Below are 22,215 nucleotides of genomic sequence, written 5' to 3'. Positions count from 1 at the left end.
ACCTGACGGAGCCCGGCGGCACCCCACGGCACGGGGCTCGGCACCGGTCGGGGCGCACACCTGACGGAGCCCGGCGGCACGGGGCTCGGCAGCGGGCGCGGGGGCGCACCTGACAGAGCCCGGCCGCACCCCACCGCACCACCCCCCCACCACCGCACTGATGGAACTCACGGAAAGCGAACTGACATGCAGCTGGGTCTGATCGGTCTGGGCAAGATGGGCGGCAACATGCGCGAGCGCATCCGGCGCGCGGGCCACACCGTCGTCGGCTACGACCGCAATCCCGAGGTCACCGATGTCGGCAGCCTCGCCGAGCTGGTCGCCGCGCTGGACGCGCCGCGCACGGTGTGGGTGATGGTCCCGGCCGGGGCCGCCACCCAGTCCACCGTGGACGAGCTGGCCGGGCTGCTGGAGCCCGGGGACGTGGTGGTCGACGGCGGGAACTCCCGCTGGACGGACGACGAGAAGCACGCCGCGGAACTGGGCGCCCGGGGCATCGGCTTCGTGGACGCCGGGGTCTCCGGCGGGGTGTGGGGGCTGGAGAACGGCTACGCGCTGATGGTCGGCGGCGACAAGGAGCATGTGGAGCGGCTCCAGCCGGTCTTCGACGCGCTCAAGCCGGACGGCCCGTACGGCTATGTGCACGCGGGGAAGGTGGGCGCCGGGCACTTCTCCAAGATGGTCCACAACGGGATCGAGTACGCCATGATGCAGGCGTACGCCGAGGGCTGGGAGCTGCTGGAGAGCGTCGACTCGGTGGACAACGTCCGTGAGGTGTTCCGCTCCTGGCAGGACGGCACGGTCATCCGCTCCTGGCTGCTGGACCTCGCGGTCAACGCCCTGGACGCCGACGAGCATCTGGACAAGCTGCGCGGCTACGCCGAGGACTCCGGCGAGGGCCGCTGGACCGTGGAGGCGGCGATCGACCACGCCGTACCGCTCCCGGCGATCACCGCGTCGCTGTTCGCCCGGTTCGCGTCCCGGCAGGACGACTCCCCGCAGATGAAGATGGTCGCGGCGCTGCGCAACCAGTTCGGCGGGCACGCGGTGGAGGCGAAGGGCGGCACGGCGGAGAAGTAGCAGCCCCCCCAACGGGGTGGCGGTGGTGCCGTGTTGACAGCCGTCGGCCGTCCGGACAGAGTCGCCCGCGATGGAGATCGACGATCTGACGGCGGCCGAGCGGCGGGTGTGGCGGGCCTTCCCCCGGGGCGGGACCGTGGACTTCCGGTGCGCGGGCCCGGCCGACGACCCGGCCGACGGCGCCGACTGGGGCCCGGAGCGCACCCTGCGGGCCTCGGTGCTCAAGGCGCTGCTGGTGAGCGGACCGCAGGTGGAGGGCGAGGTCCCGGCGCTCCGGGTGGCCGGGGCCCGGATCACCGGGCCGCTGGATCTCACCCACGCCGTGCTCGACACCCCGGTCCGGCTGGCGCACTGTCACTTCACCGACCCGCCCGACCTGTACGGCGCCCAGGTGCGGCGGCTGAGTCTGCGCGGCTCCTCGCTGCCCGGCCTCGGTCTTGCCGGGGTGCGGATCGAGGGGCAGCTCCAGCTCTCGGACTGCCGGATGCGCGGGCGGCTGCAACTGGCCGGGGCGCAGATCGGGGGCGCGCTGCTGCTCGCGCGGGCGTCGCTGACCACGGACGATCCGGCCAAGCCCGCGCTGCGGCTCAACCAGGCCACCATCGGCGAGGACCTGTGGGCGCCGGAGCTGTGCGCGACCGGTGAGATACGGCTCAACGGGGCGAGCGTCGCGGGCAGCATCGAGCTGTCCGGGGCCCGTCTCGATCCGCCGCAGGGACTCGCGGTGGACGCCCAGAAGCTCACCGTCGACGGGGATCTGATGATGCGGCGGGGCCGGGTGCGCGGCTGGATCGGGCTGCGCGGCGCCCGGATCGCCGGGCGTCTCGATCTGTCGTACATCGATCTCGCGCACCCCGGGGACACCGTGCTGCGGGCGGCGAGCGCGGTCATGGGGCAGTTGTGGCTGCGGCAGGGGCCGCCGGTCGACGGGCGGGTCAGTCTGCGCCACACCCAGATCGACGTGCTGTTCCTGGAGCCGGAGAAACTCCCGGGCACGGTCCATCTGGAGAGCCTGGTCTACACATCGCTCATCCCCGGCGAGCCCGCCGCCCGACGGCTCCCGCTGCTGGAGCGGGACGGCGACGGCTATGTGCCGTTCGCCTATGAGCAGCTCACGGCCGCGTACCGGCGGATCGGCGACGACGACGCGGCCCGCCGGGTGCAGTTGGCCAAGCAGCGCCGCCGCCGCACCACGCTGGCCTGGTACGGCCGGGTGTGGGGGGTCGTGCAGGATGTCACCGTCGGGTACGGCTTCCGGCCGCTGCGGGCCGGTGGCTGGCTGCTGTCGCTGGTCGCGGTCGGGGCGCTGGTCTTCGGGCTGTGTCCGCCGCGCCCGCTGAAGCCGTCCGAGGCGCCCGGGTTCGACCCCGTCTTCTACACCCTGGACCTGCTGCTGCCGGTGATCTCCTTCGGCCAGGAGTCCGCGTTCGCGCCGGACGGCTGGTACCAGAAGCTGTCGTACATGCTGATCCTGGCGGGCTGGGTGCTGGCGTCCACGGTGGTCGCGGGCGTGGCCCGGATCCTCAACCGGCAGTAGCGGGCCCGGGGGGGCTCAGCGGGGCGGGACGCCGTAGACGTGGTCGACGGGGATGCGCAGGACCAGGCGGTGGTCGCGGACCATCGCGGCGCGGTAGTCGTCCCAGTCGGGGTGCTCGCCGGAGAGGGAGCGGTAGAGCCGGACCAGTTCCTCCACCGTGGCGTCGCCGGGGTCCTGGGCGACCGGGGTGAGGTCGGCGGTGCCCTCGGCGACCGCGTAGGCCCAGCGGTCGGCGGTGGTGACGTGGTAGGAGACCCGGGGGTCGCGCTGGGCGTTGCGGGTCTTGGCGCGGTCGTCGGTGACCGAGATCCGGATGATCCGCTCTTCGGGGTCGTAGGCGTGGACGACGTTCGACAGCTGGGGGCGGCCGTCCCGTTTGAGGGTGACCAGCACGCCACCGCGTTCCGCGGCGAGCAGCCGGTGCAGCGGGTACGAGGGGTCCTGGGCGGGGTCGCGCTTCTGGTCCTGGGTCATACCAGGGGCAACGGGGCCGGTCGGACGGCCATTCCCGGGTACGGCCGGACGAGTGGGCGGCGGGCCGCCCGGGACGGGGGTCTCCGGCGATTCCCCGCGCCCCGTTGCGCGACCATGAGGGCTGTATACGAGGGCTGAAGGCGCGGCGGCGGGGGCAATCGACCCGTATCGCGTCGCACGGCGAGCGGAGGAGCGCGCGATGGCAGGACTGCGGCAAGAGGTCGAACCGGTCGAGGTGGGACTGGACGCGAAGGCGCTGGACCGGCTCGACCGGCACTTCGCGCGGCTCGTGGACGAGGGGCGGCTGCCCGGGTTCCTGGTGGCCCTCGCCCGGGGCGGCCGGGTCGCGCACCTCACCGCGTACGGCAGCCGGGACATCGCGGCCGGGCTGCCGGTGGAGGCCGACACGCTGTGGCGGATCTACTCCATGACCAAGCCGGTCACCGCGGTCGCCGTCCTGATGCTGATGGAGGAGGGCCGGCTGTCGCTGGACGACCCGCTCGCCCGCCATCTGCCCGCGTTCGCCGACCCGCGGGTGTATGTGGACGGCACGGGCGACGGCGTACGGACCCGGCCTGTTGAGCAACCGATTCTGCTGCGGCATCTGCTGACCCACACCGCCGGACTGACCTTCGCCTTCTACCACTGCCATCCGGTCGACGCCCTGTACCGGGCGGCCGGTCTGGAGTCGTCGGTGCCGCCGGGCGCGGATCTGGCGCGGACCATCGAGGTGTACGCGGGGCTGCCGCTCCAGTTCGAACCGGGGACGCAGTGGAACTACTCGGTGGCCAGCAATGTGCTCGGCCGGGTGGTGGAGGTGGTGTCGGGGCAGCGCCTCGATGTGTTCCTCGCCGAACGGCTGTTCAGGCCGCTCGGGATGGCCGACGCCGGTTTCGAGGTGAGCCCCGCGCAGGCGGTACGGCTCGCCGAGCTGTACGGCGACCGGCCCGACGGGGACGGGATCGAGCCGATCGCCGGACTGCCGCTCAAGGGCCGGCCGCGGTTCCTGTCCGGCAGCGGCGGCATGGTCGCGGGCGCCCACGACATCCACCGGTTCATGGAACTGCTGCGCCGGGGCGGGGAACTGGACGGCGTACGGCTGCTGTCCCCCGCGACCGTCGCCCTGATGACCGCCAACCAGCTCCCCGGCGGCGCCGATCTGCGCGCCTTCGGCAGCCGTCCCGCCCATGACGAACCCGGTAACGAGGGCGTCGGCTTCGGGCTCGGGGTCTCCGTGGTCGTCGACCCGGCCCGCACCAAGGCCCCCGCCGGGCTCGGCACATACGGCTGGACCGGGGTGGCCACCACGACCTTCTTCGTCGACCCGGGCCGCGATCTGACCGTGCAGTTCTACACCCAGCTCCGGCCGCGCGCGTCCCACACGGTCTTCCCGGACCTGAAGCGGCTGGTGCACGAGGCGGTGCTGCCGTAGGGGCGGTGGGCGGTGTGCGGGGGGGGCTGTGTGCGGGGGGCTGTGTGCGGGGGGCTGTGTGCGGGGGCTGTGTGCGGGGGCTGTGTGCGGGGCGGGCGTCAGGACCAGTGGGCCAGCGCGTCCAGGTGGGGCAGCCGGTGGTCCAGGCGCTCCCGCTTGGTGCGCAGATAGGTGATGTTGCTCTCGCACGGCGGGATCAGCAGCGGGACCTCCTCGGCGACCTGGACGCCGTGCCGCACCAGGGCCTCGCGCTTGCGCGGGTTGTTGGACAGCAGCCGGACCGAGCGGACGCCGAGATCGCGCAGGATCTCGGCGGCCACCCCGTAGTCCCGGGCGTCGACCGGCAGACCGAGGGCGAGGTTGGCCTCCACCGTGTCCAGGCCCTCCGCCTGGAGCGCCATCGCCCGCAGCTTGCCCAGCAGTCCGATACCGCGGCCCTCATGCCCCCGGAGGTACACGACGACACCGCTGCCCGCGGCGACGACCGCGCGCAGCGCCGAGGCCAACTGGTCACCGCACTCACAGTGCTGGGAGCCGAACGCGTCGCCGGTCAGGCACTCGGAGTGCAGCCGGGTCAGGACGTTCTCGGCGCCCGGTTCGCCATGGACCAGGGCGACCTGTTCCTCGCCGCGGTCGTGGTCGAGATAACCGACCGCCTGGAATTTCCCGTACACCGTGGGCAGTGGGGCATTCACCATGCGTTCCACGCCGGTCCGCTGCGGTGACTTCTTGCCGAGTATGCCGATGTTCTCTGTCATGATGCGGTTCCTAAGGATTCCTGAGCGGAGACGAAAGGCCGGGAAAAGATGGGTGATTCGGGAATACGCGCGGTGCCCGTGAGGACCGGCGGGAGCGGCGGGCACAGCCCCCTGCCCGCCGACACCACGGACGACGTACGCCGCCGTGGCGCGGCCGTGCCGGTCCAGGTCGCGGTGCTGCCGGTCGGGAGCTACGAACAGCACGGCCGCTTCCTGCCGCTGGCGACGGACACGCTGGTCGCCTGTGCCGTGGCCCGCGAACTCGCCGCCGCGTACCCGGTGCACCTCCTTCCTCCGGTGACGATCTCCTGCTCCCACGAGCACGCCGCCTGGCCGGGGACCGTGAGCATCTCCGCCGTGACGCTGCACGCGGTGGTCCGGGACATCGCCGACTCGCTGCGCCGCTCCGGGGTCGGCGTCCTGGTGGTCGTCAACGGCCACGGCGGGAACTACGTCCTGGGCCATGTGGTCCAGGAAGCCTCCGCGCGCGGTGAACGGATGGCGCTCTTCCCGGCCGCGGAGGACTGGGAACAGGCGCTTGAGCGGGCGGGCGTGGAGACCTCGCTGCTCACCGACATGCACGCGGGGGAAATAGAGACCTCCGTCCTTCTGCACGCTCATCCGGAAATGCTCCGGCCCGGATACGAGTCCGCCGATTTCATCCGGGACGACCGGCGGCACCTGCTGACTCTCGGTATGTCGGGCTATACCGATTCGGGGGTCATCGGCCGTCCTTCCCTGGGGTCCGCGGAAAAGGGGAAAGCGTTGCTGGCGAGCCTCACGGAGTCTTTCGGCGCGTATCTCGCCCTCTTCGACGAGGAGTAGGCGTCGGTCAGCGCGCGGGCCCGGGTGCGCAGGGTTCTCGCGGCTCGGGCCAGCAGGACCAGGGCGCCGGGCAGGCTGGCCGCGAAGCTGAGCACTCCGTAGACCACCGCCGTCGTCAGTCCGCTGCCCGCGCCGAGGCCCGCCGCGGAGAACGCCCACGCGGTGACGCCCTCGCGGGGGCCCCAGCCGCCGACGTTCAGCGGCACGCTCATCGCGAGCAGGGCGAGCGTCGCCAGCGGGAGCAGGGTCAGGACGGGGGCGGTGACCCCGGCGACCCGGGCCGCGACGACGAACAGGGCGAGATGGCCCGCCAGGACGAGCACGGACGACACCGCCACGCCGGGGCCGTTGCGGCGGGAGAGCAGGGCGGTGCGGGCCTCGGTGAGCCAGGGGCGCCGGGTGGGCGCGGGGCGGGGGCGGCTCATGCGGAGGGCGGCCAGGACGGCGGCGGTACCGGCGGCGGCGGTCAGCAGCACGAGGGCGAGCGGGCGGGCCTGCTGCTGGACGGGGGACGGGAGGGTGACGAGTACGGCGGTGCCGGTGACGGCGAGGGCGAGTTGACCGGCGGTGCGTTCCAGGACGACGGAGCGGATGCCGCGGGCGAGGTCGCCCTCGGTGCGGCCGTGGCGGACGGCGCGGTCGACGTCGCCGAGGACGCCGCCGGGGAGGGCCGCGTTGAGGAACAGGGCGCGGTAGTAGTCGGCCACGGCGGGGGCGAGGGGGAGGTGGAGGGTGAGGGCGCGGGCGACGAGACGCCAGCGGTAGGCGCACAGGAGGGTGGTGACGGCGCCGATCGTGAGGGCGGTGGTGAGGGCGGGGAGGGTGATGCGGTGGACTCCGTCGGTGAAGGCGCCGGTTCCTAGGCGGATGGCCAGGAGGGTGAGGATGGCCGTGCCGGCGGCTGTACCTAGGTGTTTTGTGAGGTGTTTCTTTCCGGTGCGGGTGGGTTGAAGTGCTGTGCGCGGTTCCCCGCGCCCCTGGGAGGTGCGGGTCGGCTGGGGCTCTGTGCGCGGTTCCCCGCGCCCCTGAGGGGTGGGGGGTGTCATGACGTGATGTCCCTGGGGAAGGCCAGGAGGTCTGTGTGGTGGATCGTGGCTTTCAGGGTGGACGTGGTCAGTTGGGTCAGGCGGGTTTCCAGGTACGTGGTCGCCTGGGGTTTCAGGGGTGGGTGTTGGTCTATGGCCGCCGCCACCCAGCCCTGGAGCCACTGGGCCGTCAGGTCGGGGTGGGACGGGCCCAGGTGCCAGGGGCTGGGGCGGGTGTGGACCGTGACGCCGCGCTCGGCGAAGGCGGCGGCGGCCTGGGCGATGGCGTCGGGGCCGAGCAGACCGGCGCGGCGCTGGTGGGCGTTGAAGGCGGCGGTGAGGTCGTGGTCCAGGGGGTGGGAGGGGGTGAGGTCGACGCTCCCGGCGACCGAGAGGGTGAGCAGGGCCGGGCAGCCGGCGCCCGCGCAGGCCGCGGCGAGGGTGTCGAGGTCGTCGGCGGTGAGGACGTCCAGCAGGGCCGAAGCGGTCACCAGGGACGCGCCGGACAGGGCGTCCGGGGTCAGCCGGGAGATGTCTCCCCGGCGGGTCTCGACGGTGACCCGGCTGCTGTCGGCGGCCGAGCGGGGCGCACCGGCGGCGGCGAAGTGCAGGAGGTAGGGGTCGCGGTCGTGCAGGACCCAGTGCTGGGGGCCGTCCAGCCGGGGCGCGAGCCAGCGGGCCATGGAGCCGGTGCCGCAGCCCAGGTCGTGGATGACCGTACCGGTGCCGCGGCCGGGGCGGTTGGCGAGCCGGACCCGCAGCGGGTCCAGCAGGTCCGCCGCGCGGGCCGCCGCGTCGGCGGGCTCACGCAGCTCCAGCCACTCGGGGGCGTAGCGCGGGGGGTCGTCGGGGTCGGTGTCGCGGAGCCGTACGGTGGCGCGTTCGCCGGGGCCCGCGCCGGGCAGGGGCCGTCCGGTGGTGGTGTCGGTCATGCCGCCCTCCAGGAGTCGCCGGGGAGCCGGCTCAGGACGCCCGCCAGGGACTTGGCGGTGGACGCCCAGCCGTCGAGGGCGGCCCGGCGGCCCCGGGCGGCGGCCTTGAGGCGGCGGCGGACGTCCGCCTCGCCGAACCAGCCGCGCAGTTCGGCGGCGAGCGCGGCCGGGTCCTCCGGGGGGACGAGGATGCCGGGGACCCCGCCGTCAGGCGCCCGCCCGACCGCCTCCGGGAGGCCGCCGACATCGGTGGCGAGCACCGGGATACCGCGCGCGAGCGCCTCCGTGACGGCCATGCCGTACGTCTCGGCGTACGAGGTGAGGACCATCAGGTCGGCCGTGGCGTAGCTGGCGTCGAGGGCGGCGCCGGTGCGGGGGCCGGTGAGGTCGATGCGGTCGGTGAGGCCGTGCCGGGCGATGCGGGCGCGCAGGTCGTCGACGTAGCCGGGGTCCTGGGTGAGGGCGCCCACACAGACACAGCTCCAGGGGAGTTCGGCGACCCGGGCCAGCGCCTCCACCAGCCGGTGCTGGCCCTTGCGGGGGGTCACCGCGGCCACACACAGGAGGCGGGAGACGCCGTCGGTGCCGGAGGCGAGCGGGGCGATGTCGGCGCCGGGGGTGGCGACATGGACCCGGTCGGGGGCGAGTCCGTGGTGGGCGACGAGCCGCCGGGCGGCCCAGTCGCTGGTGGCGATCACCGCGGGTACCCCGCGCAGCAGGGTGCGTTCGCGGCGGTCGAGGTCGGCGGCCACCTCGTGGGTGAGGCCCTTCTCGTCGCCGAGCGGGAGGTGGACCAGTACGGCGAGGCGCAGCCGGGCCGCCTCGGGGAGCACCACCTCGGGGACACCGCAGGCGACCAGTCCGTCGAGCAGGACGACCGCTCCGTCGGGCAGGTCGGCGAGATGGCGGGCGAGGGCGGCGCGGTCGGCGGGTGCGGGGCGTGGCCAGGAACCGGCGGCGAGGTGGCGGTGCACCTGCCAGCCGAAGCCGGGCAGGTCGAGGCAGATCCGGCGGTCGTAGGCGTTGCCGCCGCTCGGGGTGGCCGGGTCGTCGACGCCGTCCGGCATCACGAAGTGCACGGAGCGCAGGGACATGGGGATGATCTCGCCGTTGCGGGGGGCGGCCGGTGCGGGGACGAAGGCCAGCCGCTGGGGGGCCGGTGCGGGGGCGGTGGTGGTCGTCAGGTCGGTCACAGGGCACGCTCGTAGCTCGCCCAGGCGACATGCGACTCGTGCAGGGTGACCGAGATACCGGTCAGGCCGTGCGCCCCGGGGCCCAGCGCGCCCTGGTGGACACGGTCGGCGAGCCGGTCGGCGATCACCTTGGCCAGATACTCGGTGGAGGTGTTGACGCCCGCGAAGTCGGGTTCGTCGTCGAGGTTGCGGTAGTTCAGCCCGCCGACGACGGCACCGAGTTCCGTGGCGGCAAGACCCATGTCGACGACGATGTTGTCGTCGTCCAGCTGTTCCCGCCGGAACGTGGCGTCCACCAGGAAGGTCGCCCCGTGCAGACGCTGCGCCGGGCCGAACACCTCGCCGTGGAAACTGTGGGCGATCATGATGTGATCGCGGACGGTGACACTGAACAACGGGCGACCCTCCTGGTGCGGCAGGCACTCGGCGGTGGACACCGGGCCATCGGATACCGGGTAATACGGCCGTACTCCCCCACCCGTTCACCGCCGTGCGGGTCTTTTCTCAGGTCAGCCCGGTCCCGTCAAGGGCGCACGGGCCGGTCAGGGCGCTTCCGGGTGGCGGACGCGGTGGCACAGGGCGGGGAGCCGGCCGGACGCCAGCAGCGGCATGACCACGGGGAGTTCGGCGAACGCGCACTCCCCGGTGATCAGTGCGTCGAGCGCCGGATCGGTGAGCAGATCGAGGGCGAGGGCGAGCCGGTCGGCGTAGCTCCGGCTGGCGCGGCGGGCCGGGGAGACCGTGCCGACCTGGCTGCCGCGCAGGACCAGGCGGCGGGAGTGGAACGCCTCGCCGAGCGGCAGCGCGATCCGCCGGTCGCCGTACCAGCTCAGTTCGAGGACCGTGCCCTCGGGGGTGAGGAGTTCCAGGGCGCGGGTCAGTCCGGCCTCGGTGGCGCTGGCGTGCACGACGAGATCGCGGTCGCCGAGGGCGTCCTCGGGGGCGGCGAAGTCCACGCCGAGCGCGGCGGCGGTCGCGGCGCGCGCCGGGTCGGCGTCGACGAGCTGGACCCGGACGCCGGGGAAGCGGGCCAGGAGGGCGGCGACCGAGCAGCCGACCATGCCGCCGCCGATCACCGTGATCCGGTCGCCGATCAGCGGGGCCGCGTCCCACAGGGCGTTCACGGCGGTCTCCACGGTCCCGGCGAGCACGGCCCGCGCGGCGGGCACCGACTTGGGCACCGGGGTGACGGCGGCGGCCGGGACGACGTACCGCGTCTGGTGCGGGTAGAGGCAGAAGACGGTCCGGCCGACGAGGGTGTCGGGGCCCTCCTCGACCGTGCCGACGCTGAGATAGCCGTACTTGACCGGGGCGGGGAAGTCGCCCTCCTGGAAGGGGGCGCGCATGGTGGTGTGCTGGCTCTCGGGGACACCGCCGCGGAAGACCAGGGTCTCGGTGCCGCGGCTGACACCGGAGTACAGGGCGCGTACGACCACCTCCCCGACCTGCGGTTCCGCGAGGGTGACGGGACGGATCTCGCCCTCACCCGGCCGGGCGAGCCAGAACGCCTGAGCGGAGCGGTTCATCCGTGTCCCCCTGAACGATCGGGAAGCTGTCCACGTACCGAGGTGTGCACAGGCCGCGCACAGTACGCGGCGACGGACGACTCTGTCACACGGCCGGAGGATGCGCGGTGGCCCTGAACAACACCCATGGAGCGAGGCCGGTTCTCCAGGAACCCGCCGTCGGCGCGGGGGCGCAGCTGGTGCTGCTGGCCCTGCTCGGCACGGAGATCGGACTGGGTCCGGTGGGCTGGCTGAGCGGGCTGGTCTTCGCGCTGGCGCTGTGGACGCTGCTGTCCGCCGCCCTGCGCCGCGCCCGGCCGAGCTGCTTCGGTCCGGCCAACCGGGTCACGCTGGGCCGGGCCGTCCTGGTCGGCGGGGTGACCGCGCTGGTCGCCGACTCCTTCCGGTCCACGCCGCCGGTCACGCTGTTCGTCGCGCTCACGGCGGTCGCGCTGCTCCTGGACGGCGTCGACGGCAAGGTGGCCCGCCGGACCGGCACCTCGTCGGCGCTGGGCGCCCGCTTCGACATGGAGGTCGACGCGTTCCTGATCCTGGTGCTGAGTGTGTATGTCTCGATGTCGCTGGGCCCGTGGGTGCTGCTGATCGGCGGGATGCGGTACGGGTTCGTGGCCGCCGCCCGGCTGTGGCCGTGGCTGACCGCGCCGCTGCCGCCGAGCACGGCCCGCAAGACGGTGGCCGCGCTGCAAGGGGTGCTGCTGCTCGCCGCGGGCGCGCAGCTCCTGCCGTGGGCGGCGAACGCGGGGGTCGCCGCCCTGGCCCTGGCCCTGCTGGTGTGGTCGTTCGGCCGGGACGTGCGCTGGCTGTGGCGGACGTCCCGACCCGTGCCCCGGGTGACGGAGGTTGCGGTGCGGACGGTGGTGGACGGGGAGCGGGTGGTGCTGGAGCCGGTGGCGGGCTGAGGGTCCGTCACCACGGTCATGGCCCTCCTGCCGGTCATGGCCCTCCTGCCGGAGGGACCACGGTCAAGCCCTCCTGACGGTCATGGCCCTCCTGCCGGAGGCGTCTCGGCCGACTCCCACACCCCACCCGCGTACGTGAGTCACCCCCGCCGCGGCAGCAGCAGCACCGCCCCGAGGGGGACCGCCGCCAGGGCCAGCCACGGCACCGCCACCGGCAGCCCGGCGTCCAGCAGCAGCCCGGTGGCCGCGCTTCCCGCCAGCACGATCAGCCCGGACACCGACGACAGCGCCCCGGTGTAGAGCCCCAGCCGTCCCTCCTCGGCGAGGTCGGGGACCCAGCCCCGGGCGGCCGGTGCGACCAGCATCTGGCCCAGGGTGAGCAGGACCACGAACCCGGCGCCGGGCAGCAGCCCCGCCGCCCCGGTCCACCCGGCGGGCGCGGTCACCGCGACCACCGCGCACCCGGCCGCGATCAGCGCCAGCCCCGCCGCCATCGCCGTACGCGGCGCGAGCCGCTCCCCCACCCGGTGGGTCACCGGCAGCTGGGCGGCCACCACCAGCAGCGAGGACAGTGCGAACAGCCAGGCCAGTGCCCGCTGGGAGCCGGTGGCCCGCGCCACCTCGGCGGGCAGCGCCAGATAGAGCTGGTTGTAGGCGAGGAGGTAGGCGCCGTAGGCGCAGCACAGGGCGAGGAAGCGGCGGTCGCGCAGCAGGAGTCCCGCCCCGCCCCGGAAGCGGACGGGCTCGCGGCCGGGGACGCGCTGCGGGAGCAGCCACGCGTGTCCGGCCAGCACCAGCACGAACACCCCGGCCCCGGCGAGGCAGACGGTCCGGAAGTCGACCGCGAGCAGCAGCGCGCCCAGCAGCGGTCCGACGAACGCGCCCGCCTGTCCGGCGACGGTGAACAGCGCGAGCACCCGGGTCCGGCTGCCGTGCCCGGCCCGCTCCCACAGCACCGCCTGCCGGGCGGTCTCGGACTCCACGGCCGGGGAGAACAGCGCGGCGGCGAACCCGATGAGCAGCACCGCCCCGATCACCGCGCCGGTCGCCTCGGCCCACCCCAGCCAGCCGAACCCGGCGATCCGCAGCGCGCACCCGGTGAGCACCACGGGCCGTGTCCCGTACCGGTCGGCCAGCGCCCCGCCGACCACGAACAGGCCCTGCTGGCTGAAGGTGCGCAGCCCGAGCACGAACCCGACCAGCCAGCCCGCCATCCCGACGGCGCCGCCCAGGTGCTGGGCGAGGAAGGGCAGCACGGCGAAGAAGCCGATGTTGAAGGCGAGCTGGGTGAGGATCAGCAGCCGCAGTAGTGGCGTGAGCGGGGCACGTACGGGCCTACGGCTCACCGCGCGGCCGGTTTCCGCCGTGCCCGGCGTCGGGGCAGGCGTACTCCGCCCGCCGCGCTGACCGCGAGGGCGCCGAGGAGGGCGAGGACGGCGGCGGGGGCGAGGACGGCCCAGGGGGCGCGTTCGGCGTAGGGCTGGTTCTCGGCGAGCAGCAGCCCCCACTCGGGGTCCGGCGGCTGGGCGCCGAGGCCGAGGAAGGCGAGGGAGGCGAGGGTGAGGGCGATGCCGGGCAGCCGCAGCAGGGCGTGCCGGGTGACCGGCGGGAGGATCGCCGGGAGCAGTTCGTGCCGCAGGAGGTACCAGGGGGAGGCGCCCAGGGCGCGGGTCGCGGTGATGTGCAGGGATGCGCGTTCCTGGGCGAGCAGCGCGGAGGTGTGGGCGGCGAGCGGGGCCCAGGCGACGGCGGCCACGGCGAGGGCGGGGGTGCCGGGGCCGCGTCCGGCGAGCGCGGTGACCAGGAGCGCGCCGAGCACGGGCGGGACGGCGTTGACGGTGTCGGCGATCGGGCCGGACAGCCGGGGCAGCAGTCCGAGGGCCACGCCGGTGAGCAGGGAGAAGGCGGTGAGGGCGAGGGCGAGGGTCAGGGTGTCGAGGGCCCCGTGTCCGACGCGGGCGAGGAGATCGCGGCCGAGGGCGTCGGTGCCGAACGGGTGCGACCAGGAGGGGGGTTCGAGGCGCCGCGCGGTGTCGAGGGCGAGCGGGTCGCGGGGCAGTCCGGCGGTGACGACGGTGACGAGGAGCCCGGCGAGGACGAGCGGCAGGACGCCCCGGGCGGGGGGCGTCGGACGGTGCAGGGAGGGCAGGGCCCCGTCGGTGAGGGCGGGCCCGATCAGCAGCCTGGCCAGCAGATGGGCGGCGCCGGTGGCGGTGGCGGCGAGCAGGACGAGGGCGAGGGTCCCGGCCTGGAGCACCGGGAGATCCTGGGCCAGGGCCGCCTGGAGGGTGGTGCGGCCGAGTCCGGGGATGTCGAAGATCTGCTCCACGGCGACCGCTCCGCCGGTGAGGCCGACCACGAAGAGCCCGGCGTTGGGCAGCAGCGCGGGCAGGGTGCGGCGGACCGCCTGACGGGCGATGCGCCGCGCGGGTATGCCCCGGGCGGCGGCGGCCCGCGCCCAGGGTTCGGCGAAGGCGCCGGGCAGCAGATCGTCCAGCAGTCGGCCGAGGACGGCCCCGGCGGGCAGCCCGAGGGCGAGGCCGGGCAGCAGCGTGTACTGGGGGCCGTACCAGCCGAGGGCGGGGAGCCAGCCGAGCTGGACGCCGACGACGGTGGCCAGCACGGACGCGGTGAGGAACTCGGGGAGCGCGGCGAGCACGGCCGATCCACCGCCGCCCGGCCTGGCCCGGCCCCCGCGGCGCAGGGTGCGGGCGCAGACCAGGGCGGCGGTGACGGCGGCGACGGCGAGGGCGACGGCGGTCAGCAGCAGGGAGACGCCGAGCGCCTGGAGGACGGCCGGGGTCACCTCGGCGCCGGAGATCCAGGACCGTCCGGCGTCGCCGCGCGGCAGCCCGGCGAGCCAGTCGCCGAGCAGCCGCAGCGGGCCCTGGTCGAGGCCCAGCTCCGCGCGGATCGCGGCGAGCACCTCGGGGGTGGGGTCGCGGTCGGCGGAGCGCGCCTTGAGCACCGTGCGCGCCGGGTCGGTGTGCGCCAGCCAGGGCAGCAGCCCGACCAGGGCGAGCAGCAGCGCGGCGAGCCCGGCACGCCACAGCAGCGCGCCGACGGTACGTCTCATCCTGTGCCTGTGTGTCCGGTCAGCGGTGGGTGGCGGTGGTGACGAGGGTGCGCTCGTAGGGGTCGAGGAGCACCTCGCGCACCTCGGTGCCGACGCCGGTGATGATCCGCTGGTGGACCAGGGGGATCACGGCGTCGGTGCCCAGGAGCCGGGCCTCGGCGGTCATCGTGGCGTCCCGGCGCCGCTCGGTGTCGGCGATGCCCTCGGCGTCGGCGATGGCCCGGTCGACGGACGGGTCGCAGAGCAGGGCGAGGTTGTAGCCGCCGTCGCAGGAGTAGTCGGAGGCGAGGATCGCGACCGGGTCGCCGGTGTCGACGAGGCTGTTGCGGGCCAGCACGAACGCGTCGAACGTCCCGGCGAGGGCGTCGCTCTCGATCCGTGAGTACTCGCGCACGTCGAGGGTGACCTCGAACCCGGCGCGCTCCAGCTGCTGCTTCAGCACCTGGGCGACCTCGGGCAGCTCGGGCCGGTTGTCGTAGGTGGCGAGGGTGATCGCCGTGCCGTCCGGGTCCTTGGCGGCGGCCCGTCCGACGGGCTCCCGGCGCCGCTCCTCGGCCCAGCTGACGGCGGGCCCGTAGATCCCGGCGCCGGGGTCGGCGTGGCCCTCGTACACCCCGTCCGCGAGGGCGCCGGTGTCCACGGCGGCACGGGCGGCGGCCCGCAGGGCCGGGTCGCGGAAGACGCCCTTGTCGCTGTTGAGGAGCAGGTTGGTGGTGCGGGTGGTGGCGGTCTCACGGACCGTCTCCGGGTCCAGGGTGGCGGCCTGGGCGACCGGGACCGCCTCGGCGATGTCGACCTGCCCGGTGCGCAGGGCGGCGGCGCGGGCGGTGCCGTCGGCGATGAAGCGGACGTCGATGCCGGGGGCCTGCGCGCGCCCGTCCCAGTGGTCGTCGTTGCGCTCCAGGGTGGCGGAGGTGGCGCCGGACACCTCGGTCAGCTCGAAGGGGCCGGTGGCGGTGCCGACCGGGTCGACGCGGTCGCCCTGGTAGGCGGCGCCGGAGAGGATGCCGAGGTTGGGGCTGGCCAGCCGCAGCGGCAGGACGGGGTCGGGGGCGCCGGTGATGATCCGTACCGTCCGCTCCCCCGCCGCCTTGGCGGTGAGGGTGACGCCGGTCAGGGCGGCGGGCTGCGGCCTCGCCCCGGCGGCGTGGCCCAGCGCGGTGGCGACGGCGGCCGGGGTGACCTCGCCGCCGTCCTGGAAGACGGCGTCGTCCCGCAGGGTGAACTCCCAGGTGCGGTCGTCCGGCTGGGTCCAGGACCGGGCCAGCGCGGGGACGGCGGTGCCGTCGGCGTCGAGCGCGGTCAGGCCCTCGGTGACACCGAGCCTGCTGAGGATGGTGGCGTCGGCGCCGTACGGGGAGAGCTGTTCGGCGGGCGGGAAGGCGAGGGCGACGCGGAGCCGGGAGCCGTCCCCGGCGCCGTTCTCGCCCTTCTCTCCGCTCTCTCCGCCGGGGCCGGTGGCGAAGCAGCCCGCCAGCAGGGGGGTGAGCAGCAGCGGGGCGAGCAGGCGGGTGCGCCGCCGGGGGAAAGGGGAACGCATGGAGGTACTACCGGCCCATCGGTATCTCGAAGTGGATGATGCCCTGTCCGCCGCCGGGGTCGTCCCGCTCGTCGTGCACGACCTTGCCGAGCGAGCGCCAGAACGCTTCGGCGCCGGGGACGGCCGGGTCGGTGTGCAGATACACGGCCCGGTAGGCGTGGTCGTCGGCGAACGCGAGCAGCCCGGTCACCAGCAGCCGGGCGATGCCGCGCCGCCGGTGCCCGGGGCGGACGTAGATCCGGCGCAGTTGCGCGGTCGGCCCGGACGGGTAGCGCGCGGCGAGGTGTGCCGGGTTGGGCGGGTGCAGGGGGCCGCGGGAGTCCAGTGCCCCGGTGGCGATCACCTGGCCGTCGCCGTCGTGGGCGACGAGGAGGGTGTGCCGGACGGGGGTGAGGTAGGCGGCGGCCGGGTCGACGATGTCGGCGTGCCACCGGGGCACATAGCCGGAGCCGAAGTCGCGGTAGACGGTGTCGAGCATGACGGCTCGGGCTCCGTCCACGTCCTGCGGCTCCGCCGTCCTGATACTGAACTTACGCACCTGCACATAGTACGCAAGAGGTAAAAGTGGCTGATCAGGGGTGTGGTGTGGGGTATCTCGCAGCGGGGTAGCCGGCTCCCGTGGCGGACTGGAGCCGGTTTCCGGGACCCGACCGGAGGTCGTCACGCGGCCTCCGCCGCCCTCCCCCGGTGCCGTCGGATGATGTCCGCGTACCGGTGTCCGGAGCCCTTGATGGTCCGCCGCTGGGTGGCGTAGTCGACATGGACCAGGCCGAAGCGCTTGTCGTAGCCGTAGGCCCATTCGAAGTTGTCGAGCAGCGACCAGGCGAAGTAACCGGCCAGCGGGGCGCCCTTGCGGGCGGCGGAGGCGCAGGCGGCGAGATGCTGGACCAGGTAGTCCTGGCGCTCGGGGTCGTCGATGGTGCCGTCGGGGCGGATCACGTCCGGGTAGGACGAGCCGTTCTCGGTGACGTAGAGCTTGCGCGGGGCGTACTCCTCGGTGAGCCGGAGCAGCAGGGACTCGATGCCGCCCGCGTCGACCTCCCAGTCCATGCCGGTGCGCGGGACCCCGCCCCGGCGGACGCTGTGGACGTACGGGACGGGGGCGTCGGAGGCGTCGGCGACGGTGGCCGGGAAGTAGTAGTTCAGGCCCAGCCAGTCCAGCGGCTGGGCGATGGTCGTGAGGTCGCCGGGGCGCTCGGGCAGGTCGACGCCGTACAGCGACCGCATGTCGGCGGGGAAGCCGCGGCCGAACACCGGGTCGAGCCACCAGCGGTTGGTGTGGCCGTCCATCCGGTGGGCGGCGGCGAGGTCCTCGGGCCGGTCGGAGGCGGGGCGCACGGTGGAGAGGTTGTTGACGATGCCGACCTGGGCGCCGGGCACGGCGGCGCGGATCGCCTGGGCGGCGAGGCCGTGGCCGAGGAGCAGGTGGAAGGAGGCGCGGACGGCGGCGGTGAGGTCGCGCCAGCCGGGCGCCATGGTGCCTTCGAGGTGGCCGATCCAGGCGGAGCAGAGGGGTTCGTTGAGGGTGGTCCAGTGGGTGACCCGGTCGCCGAGCCGCTCGGCGACGACGGCGGCGTACGCGGCGAAGTGCTCGGCGGTGGCGCGCTCGGGCCAGCCGCCGCGGTCCTGGAGCACCTGGGGCAGGTCCCAGTGGTAGAGGGTGACGGACGGGGTGATCCCGGCGGCGAGCAGCGCGTCGATGAGCCGGTCGTAGAAGTCGAGTCCCCGGGCGTTGACCGGGCCGTCGCCGCCGGGCAGGACCCGGGGCCAGGCGATGGACAGCCGGTAGGCGTCGGTGCCGAGCCGCCGCATCAGGGCGATGTCCTCGGCGGTGCGGTGGTAGTGGTCGCAGGCGATGTCCCCGTGGTCGTCGTTGTCGATGTTCCCGGGAGTGTGCGAGAAGGTGTCCCAGATCGACGGCGACCTGCCGTCCTCGGCCACGGCGCCCTCGATCTGGTACGCCGAGGTGGCCGTGCCCCAGAGGAAGTCGTCGGGGAGTGCGGCGAGGTCGATACGGTCGAAACGTTCCGGCACGGGAGTCCTTTCGGGGTGGGCGGGAGTGCCGGTCACTTGACGGCGCCCGCCGTCAGACCGGTGACGAGATAGCGCTGGAGGAGCAGGAATCCGGCGACCACGGGCACGCTCACCACCAGCGACGCGGCCATGATCTGGTTCCAGTACACGTCGTTGAGGGTGGAGTAGCCCTGGAGGCCGACGGCCAGGGTGCGGGTGGTGTCGTTGGTCATGACCGAGGCGAACAGCACTTCGCCCCAGGCGGTCATGAAGGCGTACACGGCGACCGCGACGATGCCGGGCACGGCGGCCGGGACGACGACCCGGAACAGCGCGCCGAGCGGTCCGCAGCCGTCGACCAGGGCGGCCTCGTCCAGATCGCGGGGCACCGAGTCGAAGTACCCGATGAGCATCCAGATCGAGAACGGCAGCGAGAAGGTGAGGTAGGTGAGGATCAGTCCGCCGCGCGAGCCGAACAGGGCGATGCCGGTGGCGTTGCCGATGTTGACGTAGATCAGGAAGAGCGGCAGCAGGAAGAGGATGCCGGGGAACATCTGGGTGGACAGCACGGTGACCGTGAAGACCCGCTTGCCGCGGAAGCGGTGGCGGCTGACGGCGTAGGCGGCGAACACCGCGATGACCACCGAGCAGACGGTGGCCGCGCCCGCCACGATCAGCGAGTTCAGGAAGTACCGCGCGAGCGGCACGGTGGACCAGATGTCGATGTACGGGCGGACGGTGAGGCCGCTGGGCAGCCAGCGGAACTCTCCGGTGACATCGGCGAGCGGCTTGAGCGAGCTGGAGACCATGACGTAGACGGGCAGCAGGACGAAGCCGGTGAGGAGGGTGAGGAAGAGCCGCCGGGTCCAGAGGAAGGAGCGGGGCGGGGCCATCGGGGAGCGCGGGGGTATGTCTTTCGGGGAACTCAGGGGTGTGTCTTTCGGGGAACGCGGGGGCAGGGCGCCCCGGGGGCGCTCGGGGACGGTGGTGTCAGACATCGGCGGTCCTCCGTCCGCGCGAGGTGAGCCACAGGTAGGCGCCGGTCACCAGCAGCAGGAAGAGCAGCAGCAGGACGGACATGGCGGAGCCGGTGCCGAAGTTCCAGGTGACGAAGGACGCCTGGTAGATGTGGACGGAGATCAGGTCGGCGGCCTCGGGCGCGGACTTGCCGAACATCACATACGGCGTGTTGAAGTCGTTGAACGTCCACAGGAACAGCACCAGGACGAGCACCTGGTTGACCGGGCGCAGCGACGGCAGGGTGATCCGGCGGATCTGCTGCCACATCCCGGCGCCGTCCAGGGCGGCGGCCTCGTACAGGTCGCGGGGGATGTTCTGGAGTCCGGCCATCACGATCAGGAAGGCGAACGGCCAGCCCTTCCACACCGACACGGTCAGCAGGGCGTAGAAGCTGTTGTCGCCGATCAGCCAGAAGGACGGCTGGTCGGTGATGCCGAGCTGGTCGTGCAGGACATGGTTCACCAGGCCGTTGTCGTGCTGGAACATGAACACCCAGGTGATGACGGCGGCGTACACGGGCAGCGCGTACGGCACCAGGAACAGGGCGCGCAGCAGGCCACGGCCGCGGAAGGCGTCCTGCATACAGACGGCGGCGGCGGTGCCGATCAGCCAGCACAGGCCGACGGAGAGGACGGTGAACAGGGCGGTGGTGAGGAAGGAGCGGAGCAGGGCCTCGCCGACGGGGGCGTCGAAGTCCACCGCCATCGAGTAGTTGCCGAGGGCGGTCCAGGGGGCGGTGCTCCAGTCCCGGATGTAGAACTGGGTGAGTTCCTTGAAGCTCATCACGATGCCGATGACCATCGGCACCAGATGGACGAGCAGTTCCAGCAGCAGCGCGGGCAGCAGCAGAAGGTACGGCAGGGAGACGCGGCGGAGCCGTCCGGGGCGGCGCGGGCGGGGCGGCGCCCCGGGCGGGGACGGGCGCACCGCGGGTCCGCCGGTCCCGGCCGAGGCGGTGGTGGTGGTCCCGGGGCCGGTGCTCACTTCGCCGGCATCTGCTGCTGGGCCTTCTCCAGCGCCGCCTTGACGGAGTCCTCGGTCACCGCGCGCCCGGCGGCGGCGTCGGCGAACAGCTCCTTGACGGCGGTGCCGACGGCGGTCTCGAACTGGGACTCGTCGGGCACCTGGGGCGCGGCGACGGCACTTCCGGCGAGGGTGTCCTTGAGGACCGCGTTGGCATCGGTGGTGAAGGCGGTGTCCTGCTGGGCGCCCTTGACCGGCGGGATGGAGCTGTACGCCTGGTTGAGGATCTTCTGTTCGGCGTCGCTGGTCATGAACTTCACGAACTCGGTGGCGCCGTCGAGGTTGTCGGTGTTCTTGAAGACGGCCAGGTTGATGCCCATGACCATGGAGTTGACCCCGGTGCCGGTGCCGGGGGCGCCGGACTGGACGGGGACGGGGGCGACACCGTAGGCGTCCTCGCTCATGCCCTGGGACTTCAGGTTGGCGGACGCGGACTGCCAGAGCAGCATGGCGGTCTTGCCCTTGGCGAAGTCGCTGATGGACTGGTTCTGCGCGTACTCCGCGTTGCCGGGGGCCACGATCTTGTCCTTGGCCATCAGGTCCACGAACTGCTTGACGCCGGTGACGGCGGCGTCGGAGGTGAAGTCGGGCGTGCCGTCGGCGGTGAAGAAGTCGGCGCCGTGCTGTTTCGCGAACACGACGGCGTGGTGGATGTTCTCGGAGGGGTTGGACCCTTCAACGGCCAGACCCCACTTCCCGTCCCCGGAGAGCTTCTGGCCGTCGGCGATCAACTGGTCCCAGGTGGCGGGCGGCTCGGTGATCCCGGCGTCCGCGAACATCTGCTTGTTGTAGTAGAGCGCGTACGCCATCGAGTACAGCGGTACGGCGGCGGGGTCCTGGCCCTGGGCGCCGGTGGAGCCGAGCGCGGAGTCGACGAAGCGGTCCTTGCCGCCGATCGTGTCGAACGCGGCCTGGTCCCAGGGGAGCAGCGCGCCGGTCGCCTGGAGCGAGGCGCTCCAGGTGTTGCCGATGTTCAGCACGTCCGGGCCCTGGCCGGAGGTGGTGGCGGTGAGGATGCGGTTCAGCAGATCCGACCAGGGGACGACCTCCAGCTCGACCTTGATGCCGGTCTGCTCCTCGAACTTGTCCAGCTCGGGCTGGAGCACGTCCTTGTCGACCTCGATGCTGGCGCCCTGGTTCGACGCCCAGTAGGTGAGCGTCTTCGGGGAGCCGCCGGACCCCCCACCGTCGGTCGAGGTCCCGCCCCCGCAGGCCGAGGCGGCGAGGGCGAGTGACAGGGTGACGGCGCCAATGGCCGCGGCTCGGATTCTGCGCATGAGCGGGGGTGTCCCTTCAGAAGGAGGGTCATCATGGCTTAATTTAGAACGTGAGTTAAACCGGTGAGGACGACGCCGTCAAGGGATTGGACGGGGGGTTGTGGGGGGGCGTGGGGGTCAGGACTCCTGAAACGCCGGGCGCGCGCGGCAACGAACCTAAAGGGGCGCGGGCAAGCCCGAGCCCCACCGTTCCGGAGGATGGAAAGCGGCGGGGCTCGGAGTCGTACAGGTGGATCGGCGGGAGGGCTGTGCGGCCCTACAGCTCAGCGGAGCGAGCCAGGGCCACCAATCCGGCGAACGCGCCGACGGACAGGTTGAGAATGGGACCCTGCGGGTTCTTGCTGTCCCGGACGGGAACCACGCCGGAAGTGGCCGCGTGGCCGGGGGCCCACTCGATGCAGGCCCCGCCGTTGTCCGTGCTGTACGAGGACTTGACCCATTGCGGCGGGGGTGAATTGTTCGCGTTCATCGCATAGTGCCCTTTCGCAGCTGTGCGGCCCTACAGCTCAGCGGAGCGAGCCAGGGCCACCAATCCGGCGAACGCGCCGACGGACAGGTTGAGAATGGGACCCTGCGGGTTCTTGC

20 protein-coding genes and 1 pseudogene are annotated in these 22,215 nt (G+C 73.4%); 5 read left to right on the top strand and 16 right to left on the bottom strand.

Annotation, left to right across the window (positions count from 1 at the left end):
- Positions 1 to 186 precede the first annotated feature (186 nt).
- The gene (gnd, locus tag AB0D49_RS05385) at positions 187 to 1,080 is read left to right on the top strand and encodes a phosphogluconate dehydrogenase (NAD(+)-dependent, decarboxylating) (RefSeq protein WP_362751073.1); all 894 of its coding nucleotides are present in this window, start codon (positions 187 to 189) and stop codon (positions 1,078 to 1,080) included.
- Between the two features lie 70 nt (positions 1,081 to 1,150).
- A complete protein-coding gene (locus AB0D49_RS05380; protein ID WP_362751070.1) occupies positions 1,151 to 2,617 on the top strand; it encodes a membrane-associated oxidoreductase in 1,467 nt (488 codons plus the stop codon).
- 15 nt (positions 2,618 to 2,632) lie between these two features.
- Here the strand turns inward: AB0D49_RS05380 and AB0D49_RS05375 are convergent, their stop codons facing one another.
- Positions 2,633 to 3,091 (bottom strand): PPOX class F420-dependent oxidoreductase, encoded by a 459-nt coding sequence (locus AB0D49_RS05375; RefSeq protein WP_362751067.1) that lies wholly within the window; start codon positions 3,089 to 3,091, stop codon positions 2,633 to 2,635.
- Between the two features lie 199 nt (positions 3,092 to 3,290).
- Between AB0D49_RS05375 and AB0D49_RS05370 the strand changes: the two genes are divergently transcribed.
- Complete coding sequence (locus AB0D49_RS05370; RefSeq protein WP_362751064.1) at positions 3,291 to 4,523, top strand: serine hydrolase domain-containing protein; 1,233 nt, start codon at positions 3,291 to 3,293, stop codon at positions 4,521 to 4,523.
- A gap of 98 nt (positions 4,524 to 4,621) precedes the next feature.
- On the opposite strand, the gene ribA is transcribed toward AB0D49_RS05370, so the two are convergent.
- The gene (ribA, locus tag AB0D49_RS05365) at positions 4,622 to 5,281 is read right to left on the bottom strand and encodes a GTP cyclohydrolase II (protein ID WP_362751061.1); all 660 of its coding nucleotides are present in this window, start codon (positions 5,279 to 5,281) and stop codon (positions 4,622 to 4,624) included.
- A gap of 78 nt (positions 5,282 to 5,359) precedes the next feature.
- Between ribA and AB0D49_RS05360 the strand changes: the two genes are divergently transcribed.
- Positions 5,360 to 6,106 carry a creatininase family protein gene (locus AB0D49_RS05360; protein ID WP_362752058.1) on the top strand — a complete coding sequence of 249 codons (747 nt, stop codon included), beginning with the start codon at positions 5,360 to 5,362 and terminating at the stop codon, positions 6,104 to 6,106.
- A gap of 131 nt (positions 6,107 to 6,237) precedes the next feature.
- On the opposite strand, the pseudogene AB0D49_RS05355 reads toward AB0D49_RS05360, so the two are convergent.
- The 5 genes and pseudogenes from AB0D49_RS05355 to AB0D49_RS05335 form a co-directional block, all read right to left on the bottom strand.
- A pseudogene (locus tag AB0D49_RS05355) lies at positions 6,238 to 7,152 on the bottom strand (lysylphosphatidylglycerol synthase transmembrane domain-containing protein); the annotation flags it as partial.
- The gene (locus tag AB0D49_RS05350) at positions 7,149 to 8,063 is read right to left on the bottom strand and encodes a class I SAM-dependent methyltransferase (RefSeq protein WP_362751058.1); all 915 of its coding nucleotides are present in this window, start codon (positions 8,061 to 8,063) and stop codon (positions 7,149 to 7,151) included. The pseudogene AB0D49_RS05355 and the gene AB0D49_RS05350, both read right to left, overlap by 4 nt.
- On the bottom strand, positions 8,060 to 9,256 hold the full coding sequence (locus AB0D49_RS05345; RefSeq protein WP_362751055.1) for a glycosyltransferase family 4 protein: 1,197 nt from the start codon (positions 9,254 to 9,256) through the stop codon (positions 8,060 to 8,062). Before AB0D49_RS05345 ends, AB0D49_RS05350 begins: the two co-directional genes overlap by 4 nt.
- A complete protein-coding gene (locus tag AB0D49_RS05340; RefSeq protein WP_362752055.1) occupies positions 9,253 to 9,651 on the bottom strand; it encodes a 6-carboxytetrahydropterin synthase in 399 nt (132 codons plus the stop codon). Before AB0D49_RS05340 ends, AB0D49_RS05345 begins: the two co-directional genes overlap by 4 nt.
- Positions 9,652 to 9,798: 147 nt before the next feature.
- On the bottom strand, positions 9,799 to 10,782 hold the full coding sequence (locus AB0D49_RS05335) for a zinc-binding alcohol dehydrogenase (protein WP_362751052.1): 984 nt from the start codon (positions 10,780 to 10,782) through the stop codon (positions 9,799 to 9,801).
- A 107-nt stretch (positions 10,783 to 10,889) separates the two neighbouring features.
- Here AB0D49_RS05335 and AB0D49_RS05330 point away from each other — a divergent pair, with 107 nt between their 5' ends.
- Positions 10,890 to 11,681: a CDP-alcohol phosphatidyltransferase family protein gene (locus tag AB0D49_RS05330; protein ID WP_362751049.1), complete on the top strand. Its 792-nt coding sequence runs from the start codon at positions 10,890 to 10,892 to the stop codon at positions 11,679 to 11,681.
- A 140-nt stretch (positions 11,682 to 11,821) separates the two neighbouring features.
- On the opposite strand, the gene AB0D49_RS05325 is transcribed toward AB0D49_RS05330, so the two are convergent.
- From AB0D49_RS05325 to AB0D49_RS05285, 9 genes are all read right to left on the bottom strand, one after another.
- Positions 11,822 to 13,027, bottom strand: coding sequence for an MFS transporter (locus AB0D49_RS05325; protein ID WP_362751046.1), 1,206 nt, complete (start codon positions 13,025 to 13,027; stop codon positions 11,822 to 11,824).
- Positions 13,024 to 14,757: an ABC transporter permease subunit gene (locus AB0D49_RS05320; RefSeq protein ID WP_362751044.1), complete on the bottom strand. Its 1,734-nt coding sequence runs from the start codon at positions 14,755 to 14,757 to the stop codon at positions 13,024 to 13,026. The genes AB0D49_RS05325 and AB0D49_RS05320 overlap by 4 nt, the downstream gene beginning before the upstream one ends.
- Positions 14,758 to 14,776: 19 nt before the next feature.
- On the bottom strand, positions 14,777 to 16,297 hold the full coding sequence (locus AB0D49_RS05315) for an ABC transporter substrate-binding protein (RefSeq protein ID WP_362751041.1): 1,521 nt from the start codon (positions 16,295 to 16,297) through the stop codon (positions 14,777 to 14,779).
- 7 nt (positions 16,298 to 16,304) lie between these two features.
- Positions 16,305 to 16,835 carry a GNAT family N-acetyltransferase gene (locus tag AB0D49_RS05310; protein WP_362751038.1) on the bottom strand — a complete coding sequence of 177 codons (531 nt, stop codon included), beginning with the start codon at positions 16,833 to 16,835 and terminating at the stop codon, positions 16,305 to 16,307.
- 122 nt (positions 16,836 to 16,957) lie between these two features.
- The gene (locus AB0D49_RS05305; RefSeq protein ID WP_362751035.1) at positions 16,958 to 18,367 is read right to left on the bottom strand and encodes a GH1 family beta-glucosidase; all 1,410 of its coding nucleotides are present in this window, start codon (positions 18,365 to 18,367) and stop codon (positions 16,958 to 16,960) included.
- A complete protein-coding gene (locus AB0D49_RS05300; RefSeq protein ID WP_362752052.1) occupies positions 18,364 to 19,203 on the bottom strand; it encodes a carbohydrate ABC transporter permease in 840 nt (279 codons plus the stop codon). The genes AB0D49_RS05305 and AB0D49_RS05300 overlap by 4 nt, the downstream gene beginning before the upstream one ends.
- Positions 19,204 to 19,300: 97 nt before the next feature.
- Complete coding sequence (locus AB0D49_RS05295) at positions 19,301 to 20,257, bottom strand: sugar ABC transporter permease (RefSeq protein ID WP_362752049.1); 957 nt, start codon at positions 20,255 to 20,257, stop codon at positions 19,301 to 19,303.
- Positions 20,258 to 20,310: 53 nt separating this feature from the next.
- The gene (locus tag AB0D49_RS05290) at positions 20,311 to 21,630 is read right to left on the bottom strand and encodes a sugar ABC transporter substrate-binding protein (protein WP_362751032.1); all 1,320 of its coding nucleotides are present in this window, start codon (positions 21,628 to 21,630) and stop codon (positions 20,311 to 20,313) included.
- A 256-nt stretch (positions 21,631 to 21,886) separates the two neighbouring features.
- Positions 21,887 to 22,099 (bottom strand): DUF397 domain-containing protein, encoded by a 213-nt coding sequence (locus tag AB0D49_RS05285; RefSeq protein ID WP_362751030.1) that lies wholly within the window; start codon positions 22,097 to 22,099, stop codon positions 21,887 to 21,889.
- Positions 22,100 to 22,215: the final 116 nt, after the last annotated feature.

The sequence above is a fragment of the Streptomyces sp. NPDC048290 genome (assembly GCF_040652095.1).
In the GTDB taxonomy this organism is placed as follows: domain Bacteria; phylum Actinomycetota; class Actinomycetes; order Streptomycetales; family Streptomycetaceae; genus Streptomyces.
Note: the sequence above shows the minus strand (reverse complement) of the source record. Positions and strands in the feature narration are given on the sequence as shown.